The sequence below is a fragment of the Pseudidiomarina insulisalsae genome (assembly GCF_003987065.1).
Taxonomy (GTDB): Bacteria; Pseudomonadota; Gammaproteobacteria; order Enterobacterales; family Alteromonadaceae; genus Pseudidiomarina; species Pseudidiomarina insulisalsae.
In genome coordinates, this window is sequence record NZ_PIPY01000003.1 from 1 (window position 1) to 21,736 (window position 21,736).

The 21,736-nt window shown below is 53.3% G+C and carries 20 protein-coding genes; 15 read left to right on the top strand and 5 right to left on the bottom strand.

Features of this window, described 5'->3' with window-relative positions:
- Positions 1–154: 154 nt before the first annotated feature.
- Positions 155–1,384, bottom strand: coding sequence for an adenosine deaminase family protein (locus CWI71_RS02960; protein ID WP_126753779.1), 1,230 nt, complete (start codon positions 1,382–1,384; stop codon positions 155–157).
- Positions 1,385–1,499: 115 nt separating this feature from the next.
- Between CWI71_RS02960 and CWI71_RS02965 the strand changes: the two genes are divergently transcribed.
- The 14 genes from CWI71_RS02965 (at position 1,500) to CWI71_RS12125 (ending at position 16,145) form a co-directional block, all read left to right on the top strand.
- Positions 1,500–2,081: a thymidine kinase gene (locus CWI71_RS02965; protein ID WP_126753780.1), complete on the top strand. Its 582-nt coding sequence runs from the start codon at positions 1,500–1,502 to the stop codon at positions 2,079–2,081.
- Positions 2,082–2,145: 64 nt separating this feature from the next.
- Positions 2,146–4,473 (top strand): sensor domain-containing diguanylate cyclase, encoded by a 2,328-nt coding sequence (locus CWI71_RS02970; RefSeq protein ID WP_126753781.1) that lies wholly within the window; start codon positions 2,146–2,148, stop codon positions 4,471–4,473.
- Between the two features lie 64 nt (positions 4,474–4,537).
- Complete coding sequence (gene pyrC / locus CWI71_RS02975; protein WP_126753782.1) at positions 4,538–5,569, top strand: dihydroorotase; 1,032 nt, start codon at positions 4,538–4,540, stop codon at positions 5,567–5,569.
- 128 nt (positions 5,570–5,697) lie between these two features.
- Positions 5,698–6,636: a hypothetical protein gene (locus CWI71_RS02980; protein WP_126753783.1), complete on the top strand. Its 939-nt coding sequence runs from the start codon at positions 5,698–5,700 to the stop codon at positions 6,634–6,636.
- On the top strand, positions 6,633–7,256 hold the full coding sequence (locus CWI71_RS02985; protein WP_126753784.1) for a hypothetical protein: 624 nt from the start codon (positions 6,633–6,635) through the stop codon (positions 7,254–7,256). Before CWI71_RS02980 ends, CWI71_RS02985 begins: the two co-directional genes overlap by 4 nt.
- Positions 7,253–7,894, top strand: coding sequence for a hypothetical protein (locus CWI71_RS02990; RefSeq protein ID WP_126753785.1), 642 nt, complete (start codon positions 7,253–7,255; stop codon positions 7,892–7,894). Before CWI71_RS02985 ends, CWI71_RS02990 begins: the two co-directional genes overlap by 4 nt.
- Positions 7,881–8,213 (top strand): hypothetical protein, encoded by a 333-nt coding sequence (locus CWI71_RS02995; protein ID WP_126753786.1) that lies wholly within the window; start codon positions 7,881–7,883, stop codon positions 8,211–8,213. Before CWI71_RS02990 ends, CWI71_RS02995 begins: the two co-directional genes overlap by 14 nt.
- Positions 8,213–9,862, top strand: a complete 1,650-nt coding sequence (gene mshL / locus CWI71_RS03000; protein ID WP_126753787.1) for a pilus (MSHA type) biogenesis protein MshL — start codon at positions 8,213–8,215, stop codon at positions 9,860–9,862. Before CWI71_RS02995 ends, mshL begins: the two co-directional genes overlap by 1 nt.
- Positions 9,863–9,872: 10 nt before the next feature.
- On the top strand, positions 9,873–10,790 hold the full coding sequence (locus CWI71_RS03005; RefSeq protein ID WP_126753788.1) for an ExeA family protein: 918 nt from the start codon (positions 9,873–9,875) through the stop codon (positions 10,788–10,790).
- Positions 10,787–11,845: a tetratricopeptide repeat protein gene (locus CWI71_RS03010; RefSeq protein ID WP_126753789.1), complete on the top strand. Its 1,059-nt coding sequence runs from the start codon at positions 10,787–10,789 to the stop codon at positions 11,843–11,845. Before CWI71_RS03005 ends, CWI71_RS03010 begins: the two co-directional genes overlap by 4 nt.
- Positions 11,846–11,847: 2 nt before the next feature.
- On the top strand, positions 11,848–13,608 hold the full coding sequence (locus CWI71_RS03015) for a GspE/PulE family protein (RefSeq protein ID WP_126753790.1): 1,761 nt from the start codon (positions 11,848–11,850) through the stop codon (positions 13,606–13,608).
- The gene (locus tag CWI71_RS03020; protein ID WP_126753791.1) at positions 13,601–14,821 is read left to right on the top strand and encodes a type II secretion system F family protein; all 1,221 of its coding nucleotides are present in this window, start codon (positions 13,601–13,603) and stop codon (positions 14,819–14,821) included. The genes CWI71_RS03015 and CWI71_RS03020 overlap by 8 nt, the downstream gene beginning before the upstream one ends.
- Before the next feature lie 56 nt (positions 14,822–14,877).
- Entirely contained in the window at positions 14,878–15,474 is a 597-nt protein-coding gene (locus CWI71_RS03025; RefSeq protein WP_126754016.1) for a prepilin-type N-terminal cleavage/methylation domain-containing protein, read from the top strand.
- A gap of 185 nt (positions 15,475–15,659) precedes the next feature.
- The gene (locus CWI71_RS12125) at positions 15,660–16,145 is read left to right on the top strand and encodes a prepilin-type N-terminal cleavage/methylation domain-containing protein (protein ID WP_126753792.1); all 486 of its coding nucleotides are present in this window, start codon (positions 15,660–15,662) and stop codon (positions 16,143–16,145) included.
- Between the two features lie 69 nt (positions 16,146–16,214).
- On the opposite strand, the gene CWI71_RS03035 is transcribed toward CWI71_RS12125, so the two are convergent.
- From CWI71_RS03035 to CWI71_RS03050, 4 genes are read right to left on the bottom strand one after another with little or no spacing between them, the layout of a single operon-like run.
- Entirely contained in the window at positions 16,215–19,190 is a 2,976-nt protein-coding gene (locus CWI71_RS03035) for a DUF6701 domain-containing protein (RefSeq protein WP_126753793.1), read from the bottom strand.
- Positions 19,177–19,635, bottom strand: a complete 459-nt coding sequence (locus CWI71_RS03040) for a hypothetical protein (RefSeq protein WP_126753794.1) — start codon at positions 19,633–19,635, stop codon at positions 19,177–19,179. The genes CWI71_RS03035 and CWI71_RS03040 overlap by 14 nt, the downstream gene beginning before the upstream one ends.
- On the bottom strand, positions 19,625–20,464 hold the full coding sequence (locus CWI71_RS03045) for a PulJ/GspJ family protein (RefSeq protein ID WP_126753795.1): 840 nt from the start codon (positions 20,462–20,464) through the stop codon (positions 19,625–19,627). Before CWI71_RS03045 ends, CWI71_RS03040 begins: the two co-directional genes overlap by 11 nt.
- The gene (locus tag CWI71_RS03050) at positions 20,464–21,033 is read right to left on the bottom strand and encodes a type IV pilus modification PilV family protein (protein ID WP_126753796.1); all 570 of its coding nucleotides are present in this window, start codon (positions 21,031–21,033) and stop codon (positions 20,464–20,466) included. Before CWI71_RS03050 ends, CWI71_RS03045 begins: the two co-directional genes overlap by 1 nt.
- 113 nt (positions 21,034–21,146) lie before the next feature.
- Between CWI71_RS03050 and CWI71_RS12130 the strand changes: the two genes are divergently transcribed.
- The gene (locus CWI71_RS12130) at positions 21,147–21,653 is read left to right on the top strand and encodes a prepilin-type N-terminal cleavage/methylation domain-containing protein (protein ID WP_126753797.1); all 507 of its coding nucleotides are present in this window, start codon (positions 21,147–21,149) and stop codon (positions 21,651–21,653) included.
- Positions 21,654–21,736: the final 83 nt, after the last annotated feature.

Here is a 21,736-nt window from a genome sequence, read left to right on the forward strand (position 1 = left end):
GATCTCGGGGAGCACTTCATCCTACCAATGAGGAGAACCGAACGAATTTATCCACGAGAAGTGCGATCCAAGCAGGTCAAATACCCCGTAAAAAAAATGCCAGTCAGCTCTTAACTGACTGGCATTAGGCACGGGATGCCGCTCTTTTTTTGTCTCAGCTTACGCCGTGCGCCTCGGCAACCTTATCGAAATACTCCAGCACCTGTTTGGCATAGCCACGTTTTGCCAGATAATCCTGCGGAAAGAAATTCTTTTTAAAGCCGTAAGCGACCATGTCTTTTAACCGTTTCAGCGGAATATCTGCCGCCTGATTAGCGAGTTCGTACTCGCGTGTCACGGTGGTGCGCGAGACCAGGCGGTTGTCGGTGCAAATAACCGTCGCCAGGCGATGGTTAAACATATGCTTAAAATTGTGACGGGTCACATCACCTATGTTCGGATTGGTCTGTAAATTACTGGTAATGCAGACCTCAATAGCAATACGCCGGTCGGCAATAAACGAGGCAAGGTGACTGGCATAGCTCTCTTTATCAGTAATTGACGGATCCTGAATCATCTCCGGCGAGAACAGTGAGTAGCCATGACCTAACCGATCCGCGTAACACTGGGTTAGCGCTTCAAAAATACTCTCCGCACCGTAGGCCTCACCGGCATGGACAGTTTTGAGTAAGAAATTCTGATGCGCGTATTCATAAACGTCTTTAAAGTCGTGCGCAGGATAGCCCATTTCCTCTCCCGCAATATCCAGACCGACAATCGGCAGGCCTTCTTCGTCACGCAGGCGAATGCTGGCGCGAATCATTTCCATCGCGGCGATCTTGATGACCTGTTTCGGCTGATGATCACGTAAGGTCTGAAACAACTGAGAGTAGTAGGGCGAGAAGCCTTTTTTGCCGAACATGCGCATGGCGCAGTTAATAATACCGTAGTCAAACGGTGGCTTGTCACCGTTACGCACCTCGGGCTGACTATTGTACTCATCTTTCGCGCGTTTCAGGCCCGCGTTCGTGGTATGCATCACCCGGTCAAAGTCGATTCCGCGACTGGGATCCATCATCAGCTGCGGTGCGAAACGTACCTCGATATAAACCACGCCCTCGGCCAGATTATCGACCGCCAGTTCGTAGGCTGCCTGCTCAAGGTTCTCCATATCCCGCAACACTGCGCAGGTATACTGAAAGCCATTAAGGTATTCGCCTAAGTCGTTATAGCTTTCCTTGAAGACCTGCTCGTACAGACCTTCAACGGTGTAAGAGGGAAGTTCTACCTTGCTGCGTTTGGCCATTTCAATCAGCCCATCAGGGCGCAAACTACCGTCCAGGTGCAGGTGCAGGTCTGCCTTTGGCATGGCTTTTAAAAATTCATGCGAGTAACGCTGTGACATATCAACTCCTCTTATTCATTTGCGTTATAGTAGCAAAAATCATCTTTGCATTCAGCGTTTAAACTCAGTATAAACCTCAGTCAACAGCATTAGTTTAGCGGAAGAACCAACGATTATGGCCTCACTTTATTTTACTTACTCAGCCATGAATGCGGGCAAAAGCACCTCGTTGCTACAGGTTGCCCATAACTACGAAGAGCGTGAGCAAAAGGTTTTGTTATTAACGCCCGCGGTTGATGAACGTGCCGGCAAAGGTATGATAGCCTCACGTCTTGGGATTGACCGCCCGGCCCTGGCGTTTACTACGGGCACTGATCTTGCCGCATTGATTGAGGCGCGCCACGGCCAGAATACGATCGACTGCGTGCTAATAGATGAGGCACAGTTTCTGACTGAAATCCAGGTCTGGCAACTGACGAATGTGGTCGATCGGCTGGATATCCCGGTTATGTGCTACGGTATACGTACCGACGCTTTTGGCCACGCATTTCCTGGTAGTGCCATTTTATTGGCCGTTGCCGATAAAGTCAGTGAAATGAAGACCATTTGTTCTTGTGGCCGCAAGGCAACGATGAACCTGCGCATCGACGAACACGGTGAAGCCGTCAAAGTGGGTGAACAGATCGCCATTGGCGGAAATGAACGTTATATCTCGTGCTGCCGTAAACACTGGAAGGAAAAGTTAGGCTTACGCTGAAAGCCTGAACGTTATGGACGATGTCTGCTACGCTTATAAATGTTAGTTAAGCAAAGGGGTACATATGAGCCAGATTCCGGTGCCAGAGAACGAAACGGCACGCCTGCAACTGCTACACGAGCTGGAGCTTGTTGATAGCGAATCTGAACCTCTTTATGACAATATTACTGAGTTGGTCAAAGAGGTATTGGGCGTTGATGCGGCACTTATTACCCTCATTGATGAAGAGCGCCAGTGGTTTAAAGCCAAAGTTGGCATGTCAGAAACTGAAACCCCGCGTGAGCACTCTTTTTGCACCTATGTCGTAACGTCCGGCCAAACGATGGTGGTAGAAGATGCCCGCCAGGATCGTCGTTTTCAGGACAATCCCTACGTTATTGCTGAAAATGGCGTGCGCGCTTATGCCGGCGCACCTATTACCTTATTTGGCGAGTACCACCTGGGCAGCCTTTGTGTGGTGGCGACGGAGCCACGCAGTTTTAGCGCGCGCGAAGTGCGTTATCTGGAAATCCTCGCCGACTGGATCGCAACCACCATCACCGATCGCTACGAACTGAAGAATTACCGTGCCGAACGGGATATTTTAGCCCAGGGGCCCGTATGCGCAGTCGTCTGGCGCCTCGAACCCGACGTACATCTTAGTTACGTTGCTGAAAATGCTAAACGGGTTCTTGGTTATGACGACGATTACTTGCTGCGTCCCGACATCAATTATGAATCCATTGTCCATCCCGATGAGCGACAAGAGCTATTGGACCGTATGCAGCGGCTTATTGACGGCGAGGCCAGCGCGCTTGAAATGGACTACCGTGTGATTGGGCAAAAAAATGGCCAGGATGTTATTCGCTGGGTTTATCATTTTGCCCGCGCCGATCTTGATAAAGACGGCAACGTCTTACGGGTCCGCGGTTACTTGCTGGATGACAGTAAAGGTAAACTGCTTGAGCTGCAGTTACGTGAGACCAATCAAAATTTTGAATTGGCGTTAACCGCAGGTGACCTTTACACCTGGTCCTGGAACCTGCAGTCGAACCAGTTACACACTAGTCAGCCCTGGCAGCTGGTTTTGGGCTATCCGGGGGATACCCCGGAACGGCTTGACTGGCGTGAGCTAGTGCATGCGGAAGACTTTGAGTTACTGAAACACAATCTACGCAAGTATTTGAATAGTGGTGAAGAGCGCTTTGAGGCACGTTTTCGGATCCGCCACCGCGACGGGCATTATGTCTGGGTTCACAGTGTCGGTCGGCTGGTCGATACTGATCATGACGGGCGTCCGCTAAGAATGACCGGCATTCATCATGATATTTCTGAACAGGTGGCGAACGAGCAGTTTTTGCAGCAACAAGCCGAAATTCTCGAGCTGGTCTCGCATATTCAGCATGACTTTATGCTGGCAAAAGACTTCAGTGACGTCTGCGATGAGGCCTTACCTAAACTGATGCGGATGACATCTACAACGGTTGGCTTTGTTGGCGAGTTACCACCCGGCTCCAGCCGCTATAATTTGGTGCTGGCCCATGGCTTACGAATTGCAGCGGATCAAAAGCGAACCGAAGGCTATCAACAGCTGATTCGTCAGGGGCTCGAGGTTGAGGTAAGCGGTGATGTGATCGACAACGTCCTCAAAAAAGGCCAACCCCAGGTATGCCAGCAGCCAATTTCCAAACTGGAGCTACATTGTCAGCCGCCGGCTTTTCCGGAGTTAAAAAACGGCCTGGTATTGCCTTTGTACTTTAAGCGGGACGTGGTCGGGCTCATGATTCTTGGCAACAGTGACGAGCGCTTTAAAGCACACTTTTTAAACCTTTTACGGCCGATGCTCGATACCCTTGGTACCTTGATGCATATGCGTCGCATGGACGAAGAGCGCCGCGCGGCAGTAAATGAACTGCGACGTCTCGCCACCACGGATGAATTAACTGGTGTGGCCAACCGCCGGGTGTTCTGGGAGGCCGTTGAGCAGCGTTATGACGAATTTATGCGGTATGACGCCCCCATGTCGGTAGCGATCATTGACCTTGATCACTTCAAGAAGGTAAACGATTCCTTTGGTCATGCCGCAGGTGATGAAGTATTACGGGTATTTTGTGCACGCGCGAAAGAGCAACTGCGCGACATTGATTTGCTTGGACGTCTTGGCGGTGAAGAGTTTGCTGTGCTCTTCCCTTATACCAGTAGAGATGATGCGCTTAAGGCAATGGAGCGCGTTCGTAAGGCTGTGGCGCGAGCGTCGATAAACTTTGCTGGCAAAGAACTGCAGATTACGATGAGCGCGGGTATTACCGAGGTTCGCCGCAGCGACGACAAACTTGATCTCTGGCTGGCCCGCGCTGACGCAGCACTCTATCAGGCCAAAGAAAAAGGCCGTAACCAATGCGTTACGGGTTAAGCCGAGTAGGTTATACTAATTCTTATCGAAGACAGAAAAGCATCCAACGTACTTTGAGGTAAACATGCAGCAATTGACGCTTCCCCGCCCTGACGACTGGCACTTGCATTTACGCGATGAAGACTTACTGGCGACCACGGTACCGGCATCTGCCGAGGTTTTCGGCCGTGCCGTAATTATGCCCAACCTGGTGCCGCCGGTTACCACCGTTGAGCTGGCGATGGCGTATCGTGAGCGTATTCTTCAGCATTTGCCTGAAGGCAGCGACTTCCGGCCGCTAATGGCGCTTTACCTGACCCAGCAGACGACCGTAGAGATTGTCGAGCAGGCAGCGCAGAACGACGAAATTATTGGCTTTAAATTGTACCCATCAGGCGCGACAACGAACTCTGCGGCCGGGGTGACGGACATTGAAGCGTTAGATGCAGTCTTCAAAGCCATGGCTGAATTGCAGGTACCTCTACTGGTACATGGCGAAGTCACTGACAAGCAAATTGATATTTTTGACCGCGAAAAAGTTTTTATTGATACCAAATTACGCCCTTTGCTCGCGCGTCATCCAAAGCTTAAGTTGGTGCTGGAGCACATTACCACCAGCGATGCGGTCGACTTTGTCCTGGAGCAGGGACCGAACGTCGCGGCCACTATCACCCCGCAACATTTACTGATGAATCGCAATGACCTGCTGGTCGGCGGTATCCGCCCCCACAATTACTGCCTGCCAATTCTCAAGCGTCGTGAACATCAGGAAGCCTTGCAGAAAGCCGCAGTGTCGGGCAGTCCTAAGTTCTTTTTGGGGACCGACTCGGCACCCCATGGACAGTCGAAGAAAGAAGCGGCCTGCGGTTGCGCCGGCTGTTATTCCGCACCTGCAGCGTTACAGCTGTATGCTGAGTTTTTCGATCGCATGAATGCACTCGACAAGCTGGCTGATTTCGCCAGCCACTTTGGCGCTGACTTCTACGGTTATCGGCGCGCTACGGAAGAAGTGACCCTGCAGCGCGAAAGCTGGCAGGTGCCTGCTACTGTTGACACAGCAATAGGGCCGATGGTGCCTTATTGGGCGAATGAACAACTGAGCTGGCAATTAGTTTAATTAACAGTAATACTACAAAGCACTGTGAGGTATTGCAGTGCTTGTTTTTCCGGCAGAAAGTGTCAAACTTGCGTTAATAGGCCGCGTCCGGCATTAATAAAAATTATAAAGCTAGCAGGGACAAGAACTTGTTAAATCTATTTCGTGCGCGCAAGAGTAGCTCCTACACGCTCGCCTTTGCTTTGCGAAAGGCCGCGCTTCATCTGGCAGTGATTGAAGCGCCTGGCGACGACGGTGAGCCGAGCCTGGTGGTGAATGATGAAGTAGAGGTTAAAGACGAGGACTTCGCCACCGCAATTCGCAACATCTCGCATAACTATTCCCGCTATTGCCGCCATAACCCGGCGGTGAGTGTCATTCTGAGTGCCAACTATTATCAGAGTGTCGCGCTTGATCGCCCGGAGCTGGAGCAGCAGGAATTAGCCGAAAGTTTACGCTACAGTCTGCGCGACCTGGTGGCCTATGAGCCGCAGGACTGCGTTGCCGATTATTATGAACTGCCGGTGCAGGTTCCCGGGCAAAACAAGATTAACGCCGTCGCCGCCAGCAAGATGTTTTTAACGCCGGTCATGCAGGCGATTTTCGAGATCTCCGATAATGTCGTTGCCGTGCTCAGCGAAGAGCAGGCCATCGCCGAATTGTTTAGTGACATCGAAGAGCCTACCGTAGTTGCCTACCATCAACCTAATCAGCCCGCATTGCTGCAGGTTTACCGTGACGGAACCTTGCAGGTGAATCGTGCGGTACGTTCCCTCGAGAAGCTCAGTGAGTTGACGCCCGATGAAATAAAAATGGGCGGCCTACAACCATTGAGCGTTGAAATTCAGCGTTCTGGTGATTATTTCGAACGCCAGTTGCGGCAACGGCCGATCAGCGAAGTGCAATTAGCGTTGCCCCTAGCCAAGCAGGATGAAGTGACTGAGAACCTGAATAATGACTTAGGACTGACCATCAACTGGGCGAGCTACCCGCAGTGGGCGCGCGAGCTTGGCGCTGGTGATTACAGTGACTTCGCTGCCATCGGCGGCGCCTTAGTCACACTGAAGTTACAGGAGGGGGACGCATGAAGAACTATGCCAACCTCTATGTCGATGAGTTACGCCCGAACCGGGAATGGCTGACCTTCAACCGCTTCAGCGCTTATACGGGTGCCTTACTGGTACTCATCGTGGTGCTCTGGGTAGTGTTAACACTCATCAGTCAGCAACAAAATGAGGCCTACGTAGCCAGTTATCAGCGCGCCAACCAGCTCAATGCGGAATTGCAGGCAAAGCAGCGCCAACTTGATGCGGCCTTGAATGACTCGGAGCTCACCGAGCAACTGAACGACGTACAGCGCACGTTGAATTTGCGCCAACGTCTGTTGCTGCAAATGCAGCAGATAACCGGCCGCAACCAGTCGAGTTTTTCCGCATTATTTAGTGATCTTGCCGCCGTCGACCAGCCCGATGTCTGGTTACAGCGCATCTTATTGGCTGATGATCATTTAACGTTGCAGGGACATACTCTGTCCGCGCAACAGTTACCGGTCTGGCTGGCGGACTTCGGCCGTTATGACACGCTGCAAAATCGTCCTTTTGGCGTGTTCGAATTACGCGACGAAGGAGAACAGGGTCTGAGCTTCACGGTCGGTCATCTCAACCATGAACGTGAAGTGACCAATGCCCTCGGAGGACGACAACCATGACCCTATGGCAGAATCTACAATTGAAGTTCAATGCCATGCCGCAACGGCGACGCAAGTTCTGGTTTATTCTGACGCTGGCGTTTATTACGTATATGGGCGTTTGGGTGGTGTTATTACCACAGTTGCAGGCATATCTGAATGAGCAGGCGAAGCTGGAACAGCAGCAAACCACCAATCGTCTGACCCAGACCCAGATCGAAGCGCTGGAAATACGTCTGTCGGGTGATCCGCAGGCACCACTGCGCAACCGGCTGGAGCGACTGGAACAACAGCTCAGCGAGGTAAACGCCACCTTGCAGGCCGAAACCAATTACGTCAGCGCCGCCGATAACCGACAATTATTAAAGGCATTGCTCGGTCATGCCGAGCAGCTTGATGTGCAATCAGCGCAGGCATTACCCGCCGAGCGGGTCTATGGCGATGGAGAAGCGACCGCGGGGGCTATCTATAAGCATCGTCTGCAACTGGTCTTCCACGGCAATTACAACGAAGTCTTTGGCTACTTTCAGCGGCTGGAGCAGTTGCCCTGGTCATTTTACTGGCAGCGGCTTGACTATCGGGTGACAGATCATCCGCAAGCTGAGGTCATGCTGGAAATTTACACCTTGAGTCTGGAGCGTGACTATGTGGCGAGTTAGCGCAATCATAGCGGCGCTGAGCGTCATCAGTGCTGCGCAGGCACAGCAACTGAATGACCCGACGGCACCGCCGCAAGTGACACAGACCACGACGCCAGGTGCGATGACTCACGATTTACGCCTACAGGCGGTACAGCGTCGGCCGGAAGGCATCGTGGCCTACATTAACGGCCAACGACTGCAGGAAGGCGATACGCTACCACCTTATGCCATAACGAAAATAACAATGAATCAGGTGGTCGTGCGCCACCAACAAACCGGTGCAGAAATGACGCTGTTCATCTTTGGTGATGCATTGGGTTCAGGGGGACAGGAATAATGCGGATTGCAACACTTTTAGCGGCAAGTTTGCTGCTGGCGGGCTGTGCCCATCAACCGGAACGCTCGCCCGCAGAGGCACATCAGGCGTTGAACCAGGGCCAAAAGACAAAACCCACTGAGCGACCACCGCTACCAGAGTCAGTGCAGGCCACTTTGCGGCCTAATGCTCTGGTTACCGCGCAAGTCAGCGAACAGTTATTGGCGGAGCCACGGTTTTCAGTGAACGCCAATGGTATTCCGGCACAGGAGTTTTTCGCCGGGCTGGCCTCTGACTCACCCTATAATATTGTCGTGCATCCGGACGTAAGCGGCCAAATTACAGTCAGCCTTAAAGAAGTGACGTTGACCGAAACGATGGAAGTCATCGGCGATATTTATGGCTATGATATCCGTAAAGAGAACCGCATGATCCGCGTCTTTCCGGCAGGCTTGCGCACCGAGACTATTGCACTCGACTATCTGTCCCTGCAACGTATGGGGCTGTCGCAAACCAGCGTCAGTTCCGGTGGAGTAAAAGACAACGATCAGCAAAATGGTCTGTATCGCGGCGCCGGCACCTATAACAACGCACTTCTTGGCAATCAGGGTGGTCTTGCCGGACAGGGACTGCTACCCGGTAGCGGTTTGAATGGCCTGAACAGCGCCATGCAGACCAACGGCTCTTCCATAGCTACACAATCAGAGACCAACCTTTGGGGCGATTTAAAAGAAATCGTGCAGGGCATTGTCGGTGAAGGCAACGGGCGTCGTGTCGTGGTGTCACCCCAGGCAGGCCTGATTACCGTTACCGCATTACCCGGTGAACTGCGCGCCGCACGAGACTTTTTACGCGCAGCCGAGAGGCGTCTGCAACGTCAAGTGATTCTTGAAGCGCGTATTGTCGAAGTGGCATTAAACGATGATTACCAGCAGGGCATTAACTGGAGCGATCTGTTTAGTCTCGGTAATGCCAGTGGCAGTATTGGCTTTAGCGGTGGCAGCGTGCAGGGCACGAATGGCGTGTTTGGTATGTCGCTCGACGTAGGTGACTTCAGCGGCGTGCTGAATCTGCTGCAAGATCAGGGCAATGTGCAGGTACTGTCGAACCCGCGGGTGAGCGCGGCGAATAATCAAAAAGCGGTCATTAAAATTGGTGAAGATGAGTATTTCGTGACCGATGTCTCTACAACGACCGTCACCGGAACCGCGACAACTTCAACGCCAAATATTGAATTAACGCCGTTTTTCTCGGGCATCTCATTAGATATTACACCGCAAATCAGTGACACGGGCGAAGTCATTTTACACGTCCACCCGTCCGTTGTAGAAACCACTGAGCAGAACAAAACCGTGACGCTGAATGAAGAGTCATTTGTGTTACCGCTGGCGCAGAGCAATATTCGTGAGAGCGATACCATTGTGCGCGCGCGCAACGGCGAGATCGTTGTGCTGGGAGGGTTAATGCAAACCAGCTACACCGACAATGTGTCAAAAGCACCGGTGCTGGGTGATATTCCGGTGGTCGGCAACTTATTCAAGAACAAGCGTCGCAGTGAACAGAAAAAAGAGCTGGTGATTCTCATTCGACCTATCGTGGTTGGCGTGGATACCTGGCAACAGGAGCTGGAGCGTTCCAGCGAGCTACTCAAGCAGTGGTACAACGACTAAAGAGTAAGGCATGTATCAAGCGCACTTTGGACTGACAGAGCTTCCTTTTACCCTGACTCCGAATACCAGTTTCTACTGTGATCTCGAGAGTCATAAGGCGGCTTTTGAAGTGCTGGTGACCGCACTTGAGGCGGGCGAAGGGTTCATTAAAGTGGTGGGCGAGGTCGGCACTGGCAAAACACTGCTCTGCCGCAAGCTGCTCAATGAGCTGCCGGAGCGCTACGTGACTGCTTACATTCCGAACCCCTATCTGGAGCCACGCGAAATGCGTGCCCACATTGCCCGGGAGTTTCAGGTACCACAACCGGCAGAGCAAAGTGAGCAGTTACTTACCCAAGCCATTCAGGAGCGTCTGGTCGAGATCAGCCGCGCCGGTAAACTGGCGGTCATCATTGTCGATGAAGCTCAGGCGCTGCCAACGGAAACTCTGGAAGCATTGCGCCTGGTGTCTAATTTAGAGACCGAGTCACGCAAACTGCTACACATTGTTTTATTTGGTCAGCCGGAACTGGATGAGCGACTGGCAACCCGTGAACATCGCCAGCTGCGTCAGCGCATTACCTTCAGTTATACCCTGCAGGCGATGACCCTTCCTGAGATGGCTCGTTATATTTCGCACCGTCTGCATATTGCCGGATACGAAGGCCCGCCGCTGTTCTCAGCACGGGTGGTGCGGTTATTACATCAGGGCAGTCGTGGCGTGCCACGACTGGTTAATATTTTATGTCATAAGGTCTTACTGCTGTGCTATGGCGAGGGAGTTCATCGCGTGCAACCAAGCCACGTGCGTTTTGCGGTAGCTGACACTGAAGACGTCACACTGTCCGGGCGCTTGCGCTGGTGGTGGGCTGCTGCAGCTGTTTTGACCGCCATCGCTGTAGCCTGGTGGTCCTGGCAGCAAGGTTGGTTAGCGGAGTATCTGGTATGAGTGTGATCAACCGTATGTTGCGAGATCTCGACAAGCGTCAGCAGCAGGAACCTAAGTCGAGCTATACCCCGGCTGCCGCAGCGCCAACGCCCTTCCCGTGGGGCTGGATTCTGGGGGCTTTTGTGATTGCCGCAATCAGCGTAGTGGCGGTGATGGTAATTTGGCAATGGGCCAGCGACACCGAAGTGCAACAGCAAGCAGAACAGGTGACACCGCAACCGGTTCAGGTTAGCGAAACAGCCGATGTTGCAGATACGCCGGCGACCGTAGATGTGACGCCACCAGCACCGGCCGCAACACAGCCACAGCGACGGATGCAGCCCGAGCCTGTCGCAGCAGAACAAGCGCCGGCATCATCAGCGCCAGAGCCAGCATCACCAGATCCGGAGCCGACACCACCAGAGCCGGAGTTAGCAACGGCAGAAGTTGTCGATGACACCACTGCAACGCAGCAGATGGCAGTAGAGCGGGTGGAACTGACTGCCGCAGAACTGGCCGAAGTGAAACTGAAGCAGGCCCGGGAAGCGTTGCAAAAGGGCCAGCGCGAGCGCGCCGCCAGCTTGTTCGAACAAGTGATTGCCCTGGCGCCGGATCATGTCGCCGCGCGCAGTGAACTGGCGGCTTACTGGTATGGTCGCGGTCAGATTGCTGCTGCGCTTGCCGTGCTGGAGCAGGGCCTTGCCGCACAGCCGACCCAAAGTCGCTGGCAATTACTCTATGCGCGTATTTTGCTTGAGGGCGGTGCCTATCAACAAGCCTATCAGGCACTGGCCACGATCGACCTTAGTAGCGCACAAGCGAACGATTTATTGCAGTTGCGGGCCACCGCGGCAAATCAGCTGGGCTTGTTTGCTGAAGCGGCAACGGACTATCAGGCCTTGGCAGAGCGCACTGAAGAAGCGCGTTGGTGGCTGGCAGCTGCCGTCGCTTACGAAGATGCCAACGCCCGCGACGCCGCGCTTGAAGCTTATCAGCAAGCCTTGCAGCGAGGCGGCCTGAATCAGGACGCGCGCCGCTACGCTGAGCAGCGAATCAATTATTTAGGAGACCTGTAACAATGCGACCGCGATTAAAGATGCGCCTCGGGGACCTGCTGGTTCAAGAGGATATTATCAGCGAACAGCAATTGCAGCAGGCGTTGGAAGATCAGCGTCGCAACGGTCGCAAACTGGGTGTTACACTGGTCGATCTGGGCTTTATTTCAGAGCAGGAACTGCTTGAATTTCTCGCCCGTCAGTTAAACATTCCTTTCATTGAACTGAGCGATCGCAAGATTGCTGATGACGTGGTGAATCTGTTGCCAGAAGTACAGGCGCGGCGGCATCGCGCCCTGGTGGTCGAGGCCGATGACGAAGAAGCACTGGTCGCAATGAGTGACCCGGCCGATCTGACCGCAGTGGATGCGATTAGCCAGTATCTACAGCCGCGTCAGATAAAGCTTGCGGTTGCGCCTGATCATGAGTTGTTGGAAGCCTTTGATAACCTGTACCGGCGCACGAAAGACATCGCGCAATTTGCCAGTCAGTTGCAAACCGAATATGCCCGTGACGAAGCGGTGGATATTGCGGCTTTGTCGCTCGAAGATGATACCGATGACGCAACCGTTGCAAAGCTATTGCAGTCAATTTTCGCCGATGCAGTGCAAGTGCGAGCCTCCGATATTCATATTGAGCCTGACGACCGCGCGTTGCGCATCCGCATGCGGGTCGATGGCGTGTTGCAGGAAAACGTACTGAACGAAACCACCATCGCCAGCGCCCTGGTGTTACGACTCAAACTGATGGCGGGCCTGGATATTTCAGAAAAGCGCATTCCTCAGGACGGGCGTTTCCATATTAACGTGCGAGATCACGCCATTGACGTGCGGATGTCGACCATGCCAGTGCAATATGGTGAGTCATGCGTGATGCGTCTGCTTGACCAGTCTGCCGGGGTACTCGAGTTAGAGCAGACCGGTTTGCCGGAGCACCTGTTAAAGCGCGTCCGTAATCTTATTCATAAGCCCTACGGTATGTTAATCGTCACCGGGCCAACAGGCTCGGGTAAAACCACAACGCTTTACGGCGTATTAAATGAGCTGAATAAGGCCGAGAAAAAAATTATTACCGTGGAAGACCCGGTGGAGTACCGCCTGCCGCGTATCTCGCAGGTGCAGGTGAACAGTAAAATAGGACTAAGTTTCTCCCGCGTACTGCGCACCACGTTACGTCAGGATCCCGACATTATCATGGTGGGCGAGATGCGTGATGGCGAGACTGTTGAAATCGGCTTACGTGGCTCGATCACCGGTCACCTGGTATTAACCACCCTGCACACCAATGACTCTATTACCAGTGCCCTGCGGCTGATTGATATGGGCGCAGCCCCTTATCTGGTGGGCGCGGCGGTAAGAGGCGTGCTGGCGCAGCGGCTGATACGTAAAGTCTGCGACAACTGTAAGGTGAGTGATGAGGTTGAGCCGGGTGACCTGACCTTGTTACGCCGTATGTCATCGGAAGTACCTGAAGACGGTAGCGGTTTTGTACGGGGTAAAGGTTGCCGCAACTGTAATCACACCGGCTATAAAGGCCGCATCGGGGTGTTTGAGCTGCTGGAACTCAACGAAGAAATGGTCAATGCCCTGCGTGACGCCAATATGCGGGAGTTTGCCGCAGCGGCGCGCAACTCGCAGCATTTCCGCCCGTTGGCGTTGGCGGCGCTTGATTATGCACGGGAAGGTGTAACCAGCGTTGACGAAGTATTATTCCTGGCAGAAACCGTGGAAGAGGAAGAGCTTAAGGGCACGCTGACTGAAGACGCGGAGGACGCCCATGGCTGAGTATGACTATCGTGGTCGTGACGCTGCCGGTGAGCTGGTGACCGGGGCGCTGGAGGCGAATTCCGAGCGCGCCGCGGCAGATACGCTGATCCGGCGCGGGGTAACACCGCTGGCAATTCAGTTGCGTACCGCGGGTGACGAATCCACACCGTCATTTCGTTGGTTTGAGGACAAGATTACCCTTGATGATCTGATTGTCTTCACCCGACAGATGTACTCACTGACCAAAGCTGGTATTCCGCTGTTGCGCGCAATTGAAGGTCTGGCTGAGAATAGTCCGAAGAGGCGCATGCGTGTTGTGCTGGGGGATGTGGTCGAGCAACTTGAGCGGGGCCGCGAGCTGTCTTCTGCGTTGAGTCTGCATCCGAACGTTTTTCCGCGGTTGCTGGTGGCGGTAGTTCATGTAGGTGAAAATACCGGACAACTTGAGGAAGCGTTCGAGCAGCTTTCGATGTATTTCAGTAAGGAGCAGGAGACCCGCAAACAGGTCAAATCAGCATTGCGCTACCCAATGTTTATTATTTCAGCCTTGGTTATCGCAATGTTTATTTTAAATATCTGGGTGATACCCACGTTCGCCCGGATGTTTGAGCAATTTAACGCTGAGCTGCCATTACCGACCCGTATTCTGATTGGTGTGTCAGATTTTTTTGTCAGCTGGTGGCCTTTATTACTGCTGGCAATCGGCGCTGCGCTGGTCGGTGTTAAACGCTTCAAAGACAGTGAGCAGGGCCGGCGGCGATGGGATCGCTGGAAGACACGTATACCAATTTTTGGTGACATTGTCTTACGCAGCTTGCTCTCAAGGTTTTCCCGCAGTTTCGCGGTCATGTTGCGTGCCGGTGTGCCGCTCACCCAGTCACTGCATCTGGTCGCCGACGCGGTCGATAACGTCTGGATGCATGACCGCATTGAAGAGATGCGCCGCACCATCGAAAAAGGTGAAGGCCTGACCCGCGCGGCACAGGGCACCGAGTTGTTCACCCCACTGGTGATGCAGATGATCAGCGTCGGCGAAGAGACCGGCCGCGTCGACGAGTTGCTCAACGAGGTCGCGGATTACTATGAGCGTGAAGTGGATTACGACCTGAAAAGTCTCACAGCACGCATTGAACCCATTATGCTGGTCCTTGTCGCTATTATGGTTGCGATTATGGCACTGGGTATATTTACGCCAATGTGGGGTATGATGGACGCATACAGAGGGCGCTAGACATGCACAATAAAATAATGAAAACTAACCCTGAACACTGCAAAGAGGACGTGATTATGAATGCCGAGCAAGCACAGCATCAGCGCGGCTTTACCCTGATTGAGCTGATCATCGTGATTGTCATTTTAGGGCTGTTGGCGGCGTCGGCATTGCCACGCTTTACCAGTGTCACCGCCGATGCTGAAGACGCCGCGCTTGAAGGTGTCGCCGGCGGTTATGCCAGCGCCGTGAGCCTGGTGCGCGCAGAATGGGAGCTGCGTGGCCGACCCAAAGGTAATATTGATGGCTCAGGTGCAGTGATCGTTATGGACGGTGTGCCCGTAAACGTGGATGGCAATACCGGTTATCCGGTCAGCGGTAATACCAATCCCGCTGCCCATGATCAGAACATGAGCAGTGAAGACTGTCGCACATTAATGCAGGCTATTTTGCAGGGCGCCCCCACCGCGACCACCAATTACGCGTTGCTGGGGGAAAATCGCTATTACGTGACCCGCGAAAATAATGGCACCAACGATATTTGTGTGTATTATCTGGCCAATACCATTAAGAATCTGAATGCCGCACCGGCCGGTAACGATTATTTAAGTGTGGGGAATGCTTTTGTGTATAATCCGCGCACCGGTGGCGTGAGCATTTTTAGTAATAATTAATCGTTGAATTCGCATGCAGCTGATTTGCCAAACAAAAACATTACAGAAGTGCTTGCTAAAAAGCGGCAAGAAATTCTCCGATGGTTTTGTTATATTCAGCTCTACAATAAAGCAGAGACGCGGATAAGCAGTTTTTGGTTTGAGTAGTTTCGGGTTGTTATTTTTTTTATTAGGGAGAGGTTCATATGAAACGCCAACAAGGTTTTACATTAATTGAGCTGATTATTGTGATTGTCGTGCTGGGCATCCTGGCAGTAACAGCGGCTCCGCAATTTATCAATTTTTCTTCTGATGCACGTGAGTCAACCGTGAAAGGTGCTCAGGCTTCAATTCAGGGTGCAATGCAACTGGTCTACGCGCGTAGTCTTGTAAATGGTACCGAAGATCTGTCTGGCCAGACGGTGAGCACTGAGGGTGGCGATGTTGATGTCGAATTTGGTTATCCTGCCGCTGCTGTAGGTGGCATTGATGAGGCCGCAGGATTAAGCTCTGCTGACTGGACGCGTTATGATAGCACGGATTCAGGCGATCTTACTGCTAACCAGGCCGCATTTGCTCCGGAAGGCACGACCCCGTCTTTTGATGGCACTGACAGCTGCCACGTGCTGTATACAGAAGCAGCTAATGCAGATACCGCCGCAACAGTTTCAGTAAACGTCGCTGGTTGCTAAGAAAAGCACGCACTAAGCAAAATTAAAAAGGCGCTCCGAGAGCGCCTTTTTTATACCTTTACGTGTCAGTTACTGAGTTAAATCCCGCTCCACGGTTTTCCGGACATTGCCGCGATACTCGCCAAAGCCGCCAAAGGCTCTTGGGTTGTTAAAGGTATTGCCGTCGGCATCCTGCCAGGGGTATTGCAGGTAAGGTGGCGCGTTAAACTCGAAAATAAACTCCCCGCGGTCGGGCGTTCCTGTGGGTGGGTTCCAGAAAAGTGGCGAAGTGCCCACGGTTCCATCAGTTAACGTGCCAGCCGAGCCGCCAGCGCTGGTGGTGATAGGGTCAATGTACACAACCACAGCTAATTCTGCCGGCGCGTAGCTGGTGCACTGGTCATTCGTTTGAGTGACAAAAAGCTCACCGTTCCAATACTCTGCGCGCAGTGCGACCGGCAGATTCGCGGTTTCCGGCCCGTAGCTATTGTCCAGTGCCAGACGTCCGTAGACAAAGGTTAGCTCATCATTGAGTGGCACCGCATCACCACTTTGTGTGGTGAGCGTTTGTTGCGCGGAAGCAAAGCCGCGATTATCGATTTCACTGCTGACTTGCAGCCCCACCGCGACCGTATCATAGGGGCCATCGGGTGTTGCATCGGCACGTTTTTGCAAGGTGGCGTCGGAACTGGCGATGATCAGCTGCCCTTCGTTCCAGGTGTCAGTTAAGGTTGCCTGCCAGCGTGTCGCAAAGTTATCCGCGGCGGTGTCGGCAGGGGTATTACGTGCAACCGAGGTGAGTACTGCTGTGCCGTTGTAGTTCGCGCCGTAGTTGTACAGACGTAAACCGCCGACACTACGGGCCTCAACGGTGGCATCGAGGGTGGCGGCGTTGTGATCCATATAACTGAAGTCACCGGCGCTGCAGCTGTTACCGACCTGGCCCGTCAGCAGTACCAGGCGATCCGGATAAAAGCGCCCCACCGGACTTGATGGGCGCTCAAAAGCATCGCCGCCGCCAAGATAATCATCGCCTGGCAAGGCCGCGACGATATTAACGGTGCCTGCTTCATTCCATACCAGATCGTCCGACTGGTAGGCGCCGCTAAGACTGCTGCTCTGGCTAAAGCCGTCGTTGATCACGAGTTTACTGGCGTCGGCATTAGTGTGTGACGGCAACGGATAGGCCACCGAGTCGAATTGCGCGGTCACATTCACCGGTGACACTTCGTTGCCGAAGTTGGGAGTCACTACCCCGTTGGCATTGAAGCTACGAATGACCGCGCTGACCGACTCGCCGGCAGCGGCAAGGCCGGCGCCGGTATCTGTGGTCGCGGCCCACGGCTGCCCGCTGCTATCGAGCGCCTGTACCGACAGCGTGTAGGGTTTCACTACATAGTCCATCAGGCTGGTACCAGTGAGTTGTAACGCAGGATCATTGATCGCGCTGGTATCGCCAGGTTCGGCACTCAAGCTCACACGCGCGTGCATACGTAGTAACCCGACATCGGTGTAATTATTCGTCAGGGCGGCGCTGCCATTGCTATCAAAATTAAGGGTGACGGTGTTGTAACTGAGTGACGCTCCGGCATCATTTAGCGGAATGGCGGTACCGTTCACGGTATACGACTGACCCGCCTGACAACTGACCGGATTGGTACAAGAGACTGCGAGCTCGATGCTCTGCTGGCCGCTCAGCCGCGCTTCACAGGCACCGGTGGTGGTATTGGTGCGCACCGCGCGCAGGCGACTGGGAAAGTCTACTGCAGCAAAGGCGCCGGGAATTGGGCTTTGGCCATCGGCGGCGGTCACAATGAGCCCCGCGGTGTTAAATTCGACATTACAGTTGGTCGCGACATTGCCGCTACTGTCCACGCACTGCGTGGGCGCTGTTGGTGATGGCGAGCTGGCAGTGGTGCTGAGTGTGGCGGTACCGCCGTCAACCCAACGCAGTCCCGCGACGCCGCTACCATTGGTAAAACTAAGGGTGGCGTTGGCGCCGCTGCTACTAACAACATTACCGCCCTGCCAGCTGGGGCCGCTACCGCCGGCGCTAACATCGACGCTGGTGGAGCCGGTGTACAGTTGTGAACAACTGGCGTCGGCGCAGGCCAGCACCTCAACGACGGCACTGTAGCAGCTGACAATGCTTTGCGGATGACGAATACGCAGATGATGAATACTGGCTTGTGCATCACAGCCGATGGCGTCGAGTAGTTCGTCTTGCACCTCGGGACCGTAATTGAAGGTGGTATTATTGCCAACGTTCACTGTCCCGGGGGTCAAAATGCCGCCCTGGTAATTATTGTTGTTGCCCAGGGTCACCGAGGTGGTGTCATAAGGACTATAGATGAGACCATTAAAGTTAATAACCGTATTGCTGGCGTTGCCTTCGTTGAAATTGCCGAGATCAACGTAGGCATTGTCATAAAGATAAACAATAAGGTCGCCCACCGGTCCCGAGCTATTCATGAAAATATTGTTGTTACCAATGATGTAGTCACGGATAAATAATCTGACTTGTCCCTGCGGCTCAATATTAAGATAGGATCTATTGTCCATGTCCACTCGCTCAATAAAATAGTCTCCGGGTGCCATACGAACTTCTGAATCGTTGCCGTCGAGAATGAGCTCTTCAATATAGTAGGTGCCGCCACCGGTAAAGGTTACCAGCGGCGCCGCATTGCCTTGTTTGGCGGTTTCGATGGTGCCATAACTCCCGGCGCTGATGTTTTGCGCATTGGTCCGATCGGGTCCGCCGGTCATATTGCTTGGAAAAGTACTGGGATCCAGAGGGGGGAATTGCAGATTCACGATATCCACCTGGCCATCGGGTGTTGGTGTATTACCCGAACCCTCAATGTCGTTACCGTTAATTTCGGAGTTGTTACCGTAATTGAATCCGTTCTCGCCGATAATACCGTAATCCAGAAGGTCGCCGTATTGCTCGCACTGCGTGGGTGTCGGTGAAGATTGTGCCTGCGCTGGTGGCTGTCCGAGCAGGCCGACACTCAGCACCACCAGCGCAACACCCGTTGTTATGCCCATGCGTTTATTCAAGGCCATCACCGATCTCCACTAGAATACGTTTTGAGTAAGTAAAGCTACCTGCGTCACAACTGCCACCGGAAATAATCCGGATGTGGGTGCCACGATAAGGGCTGTTTAATTGTAGTTGATTACAACGCACTTCTGCCTGGCACTGGGTCAAACCTTCGGCAGTGAACGTATAGGTTCGGACTACGGGTGGCTCGGCGCTACTACGACTAGGACAGAGTGCGGTATTAAGTGTACTGTCCAACGGATAAAGCTCGGTCATTAATGCCTCGATACCGCTTCGGGCCGCCAGTTGCGCGCGGGTGCCTATGACATCACTGGCGACCGCAGTGGCGGTATCGTTCAGCGCACGCACCAGCGTAAGCCCCAGTAGTGCGACAATCAGTAACACAAACAAGGCGATAGCTAATGCGGCGCCGGCCTGTTGCCGTGACGTTGAATGGTTAGGGCACATTGGGAACATAGACCTCATGCGTGATCTCAATCGCAGCTGCGCCCTCCTCACTGGACGCAAAGGCAAAGAAGATTTGAATCAGATTATTGCGCTGCAACGTCGGCTCGCTCACTAGAAAAGGGCGTTGCCCGGGGCTCGCGTCATTCACCAGATCAACCGCCATGACTTCCTGGCTTAAAGCATTGGTTACCAAACTGCCAAGACTCGGCTGACTCAGGGTTAAAGGGTAATCAGTGAAACGGATCAGTTGCCCGGTCGCGCGATTCAGACACCAACTAACCGGCGCGCCACCAAGATAAAAAGAGCGACTCGGGCTATCAGTGAAAAATTCACCGGGAGACGCGCTCAGAGTCAGCGTACTGAGCCCGTTTTGCGGACTGTCATCAGCAGCGGCGGTGACCAATTTCCGCCGGCTTTCGTCATTGCCGTAAATGTATTCTGGACCAGTGGCATACACCAGTACATAGCTGCCGGCAACACTGTTCCCTGGCATGTAGGGGGTGACCACGACCATTGGGTTTGCCCCGCCAGGCCCCGGCCTTGGTAGTGACAAATAAACGTTGGTACCTTTTAACGGCATGTACTCCAGACAGTCGGCATTCGCCCGCGAACTGCGCGGCACCGAGTTACTGGCTTCGCGGGTCAGCCGCTCAATCGCGAAGCGCTGCTCGGCGACCAGCTGGGTACGTGCGCTTACTGAGGCGACAATCTCGCTGCCAATCCCCAGGAAACTGAACGAATAAATGGCCAAGGTGGCCAGTAACACCACTACCACGATAATTTCTATCAAGGTAAAGCCGCGGTATCGGTTCAGCGCTAAATTGTGCATTAGTAATTACCCACAATAGTAGCGAAGGTAAAGTCCTGCGACTGCGAGGTACGCAAAGTCACCTGTACCCGTTTGAAACGGGTAATTGCGCCCGCGCAGGTACCCTGTACGTCGCTGTAACAAACATCGATGGCGTAACTGAAGCCGCGGTAATCCTGCTCAATACCGGCACCGAACGCATCTTGCAGGTCGGGCTGGGTGAGGTGCAGCTGATGGTAATCGTCGACATCGTCAAAACGCTCGCGGCTTTCACCGTCAGGGCCCAGCGTGGAGCTACAGGCCGGTGCACCGCTTTCGCCGCAGCGCAAGCTGCCACCGGAGCGGTCACTGTTCTCGTCAAATGATTTACCCACAATCTCCTGCATAAATGCCTGTGCCAGATTTGCCGCGCGCACCTGCAACACGGGTTCAGCGCTACGCAGCGCCTGCGGGAAAATCAGCGTGGTAACCAACGATAAGGCAAAGGCAAGCACCACCACGCCAATGATCAGCTCAATCAGCGTAAAGCCGTTTTTCAGCGCGCGTGACGGTGTGCCGGTAGCTGCCGTCCTGGTGGTCTGCGTTATCATTCGTATTGATCTGTTTTTGATTGATTTATCGCCAGTTTATCAACAATCTTTGACTTGTTAAGTCAATACTATACTCTTTTTTAGTATTTCGCATCGCAACCCTGAGCGTGGCTATGACTCAAATGAAAAGTGTAAAGAACATGCAAGGCTTCTCGGTGATCGAGCTGATCATCGTTATTATCTTGCTCGGTATTCTTGCCGTTACCGCGGTGCCGGCGTTTTTAAGCCGCGATGGTATTGCGGAACAACGCATTCAACAGGAGCTGTTAAGCGCGTTGCGACTGAGCCAGGAGCGTGCCATGCAAGACGTTAACCAGCGTTGTTACGGTATTGAGTTTGCAGCGATGAGTATTCGCCCTTACGAATGTGGCACTGCTGTTCCGCCGGAACAGGTAATCTCAGTCGCCGGAGATGTAAATGTGACGGTCAATTCAAGCGTGCCAAATGCAAGTACACGATGGCTGTTCAACAGTTGGGGATGCCCGGTGTCAGAAAATCACACTGTGAATGCGGAACCTTGTGGCCAGAGTAGCGTCGAAATTGTCATCACCGGTACCACCATGCGGTACGTTTGTGTGCAAAGTCAGGGCTATATTCGCAGCGGTGCTTGCAGTACATAATTTCACCGTGATTAGCAGTGTCAAAGCAGGCAAAAAATATGCAATAATAGGCGTACAAAGAACGGAGCGGGCTTACTGGCACT

Bases quoted from the DNA above. Each gene is read 5' to 3' on its own strand.
- mshL (WP_126753787.1), top strand. From the start codon at position 8,213: ATGCGGATTGCAACACTTTTAGCGGCAAGTTTGCTGCTGGCGGGCTGT.
- CWI71_RS03015 (WP_126753790.1), top strand. From the start codon at position 11,848: ATGCGACCGCGATTAAAGATGCGCCTCGGGGACCTGCTGGTTCAAGAG.
- pyrC (WP_126753782.1), top strand. From the start codon at position 4,538: ATGCAGCAATTGACGCTTCCCCGCCCTGACGACTGGCACTTGCATTTA.
- CWI71_RS02965 (WP_126753780.1), top strand. From the start codon at position 1,500: ATGGCCTCACTTTATTTTACTTACTCAGCCATGAATGCGGGCAAAAGC.
- CWI71_RS03040 (WP_126753794.1), bottom strand. From the start codon at position 19,635: ATGTGCCCTAACCATTCAACGTCACGGCAACAGGCCGGCGCCGCATTA.
- CWI71_RS03035 (WP_126753793.1), bottom strand. From the start codon at position 19,190: ATGGCCTTGAATAAACGCATGGGCATAACAACGGGTGTTGCGCTGGTG.
- CWI71_RS03045 (WP_126753795.1), bottom strand. From the start codon at position 20,464: ATGCACAATTTAGCGCTGAACCGATACCGCGGCTTTACCTTGATAGAA.
- CWI71_RS03005 (WP_126753788.1), top strand. From the start codon at position 9,873: ATGTATCAAGCGCACTTTGGACTGACAGAGCTTCCTTTTACCCTGACT.
- CWI71_RS02985 (WP_126753784.1), top strand. From the start codon at position 6,633: ATGAAGAACTATGCCAACCTCTATGTCGATGAGTTACGCCCGAACCGG.
- CWI71_RS03025 (WP_126754016.1), top strand. From the start codon at position 14,878: ATGAATGCCGAGCAAGCACAGCATCAGCGCGGCTTTACCCTGATTGAG.
- CWI71_RS02995 (WP_126753786.1), top strand. From the start codon at position 7,881: ATGTGGCGAGTTAGCGCAATCATAGCGGCGCTGAGCGTCATCAGTGCT.
- CWI71_RS02960 (WP_126753779.1), bottom strand. From the start codon at position 1,384: ATGTCACAGCGTTACTCGCATGAATTTTTAAAAGCCATGCCAAAGGCA.
- CWI71_RS02990 (WP_126753785.1), top strand. From the start codon at position 7,253: ATGACCCTATGGCAGAATCTACAATTGAAGTTCAATGCCATGCCGCAA.
- CWI71_RS12125 (WP_126753792.1), top strand. From the start codon at position 15,660: ATGAAACGCCAACAAGGTTTTACATTAATTGAGCTGATTATTGTGATT.
- CWI71_RS02970 (WP_126753781.1), top strand. From the start codon at position 2,146: ATGAGCCAGATTCCGGTGCCAGAGAACGAAACGGCACGCCTGCAACTG.
- CWI71_RS03020 (WP_126753791.1), top strand. From the start codon at position 13,601: ATGGCTGAGTATGACTATCGTGGTCGTGACGCTGCCGGTGAGCTGGTG.
- CWI71_RS03010 (WP_126753789.1), top strand. From the start codon at position 10,787: ATGAGTGTGATCAACCGTATGTTGCGAGATCTCGACAAGCGTCAGCAG.
- CWI71_RS12130 (WP_126753797.1), top strand. From the start codon at position 21,147: ATGACTCAAATGAAAAGTGTAAAGAACATGCAAGGCTTCTCGGTGATC.
- CWI71_RS03050 (WP_126753796.1), bottom strand. From the start codon at position 21,033: ATGATAACGCAGACCACCAGGACGGCAGCTACCGGCACACCGTCACGC.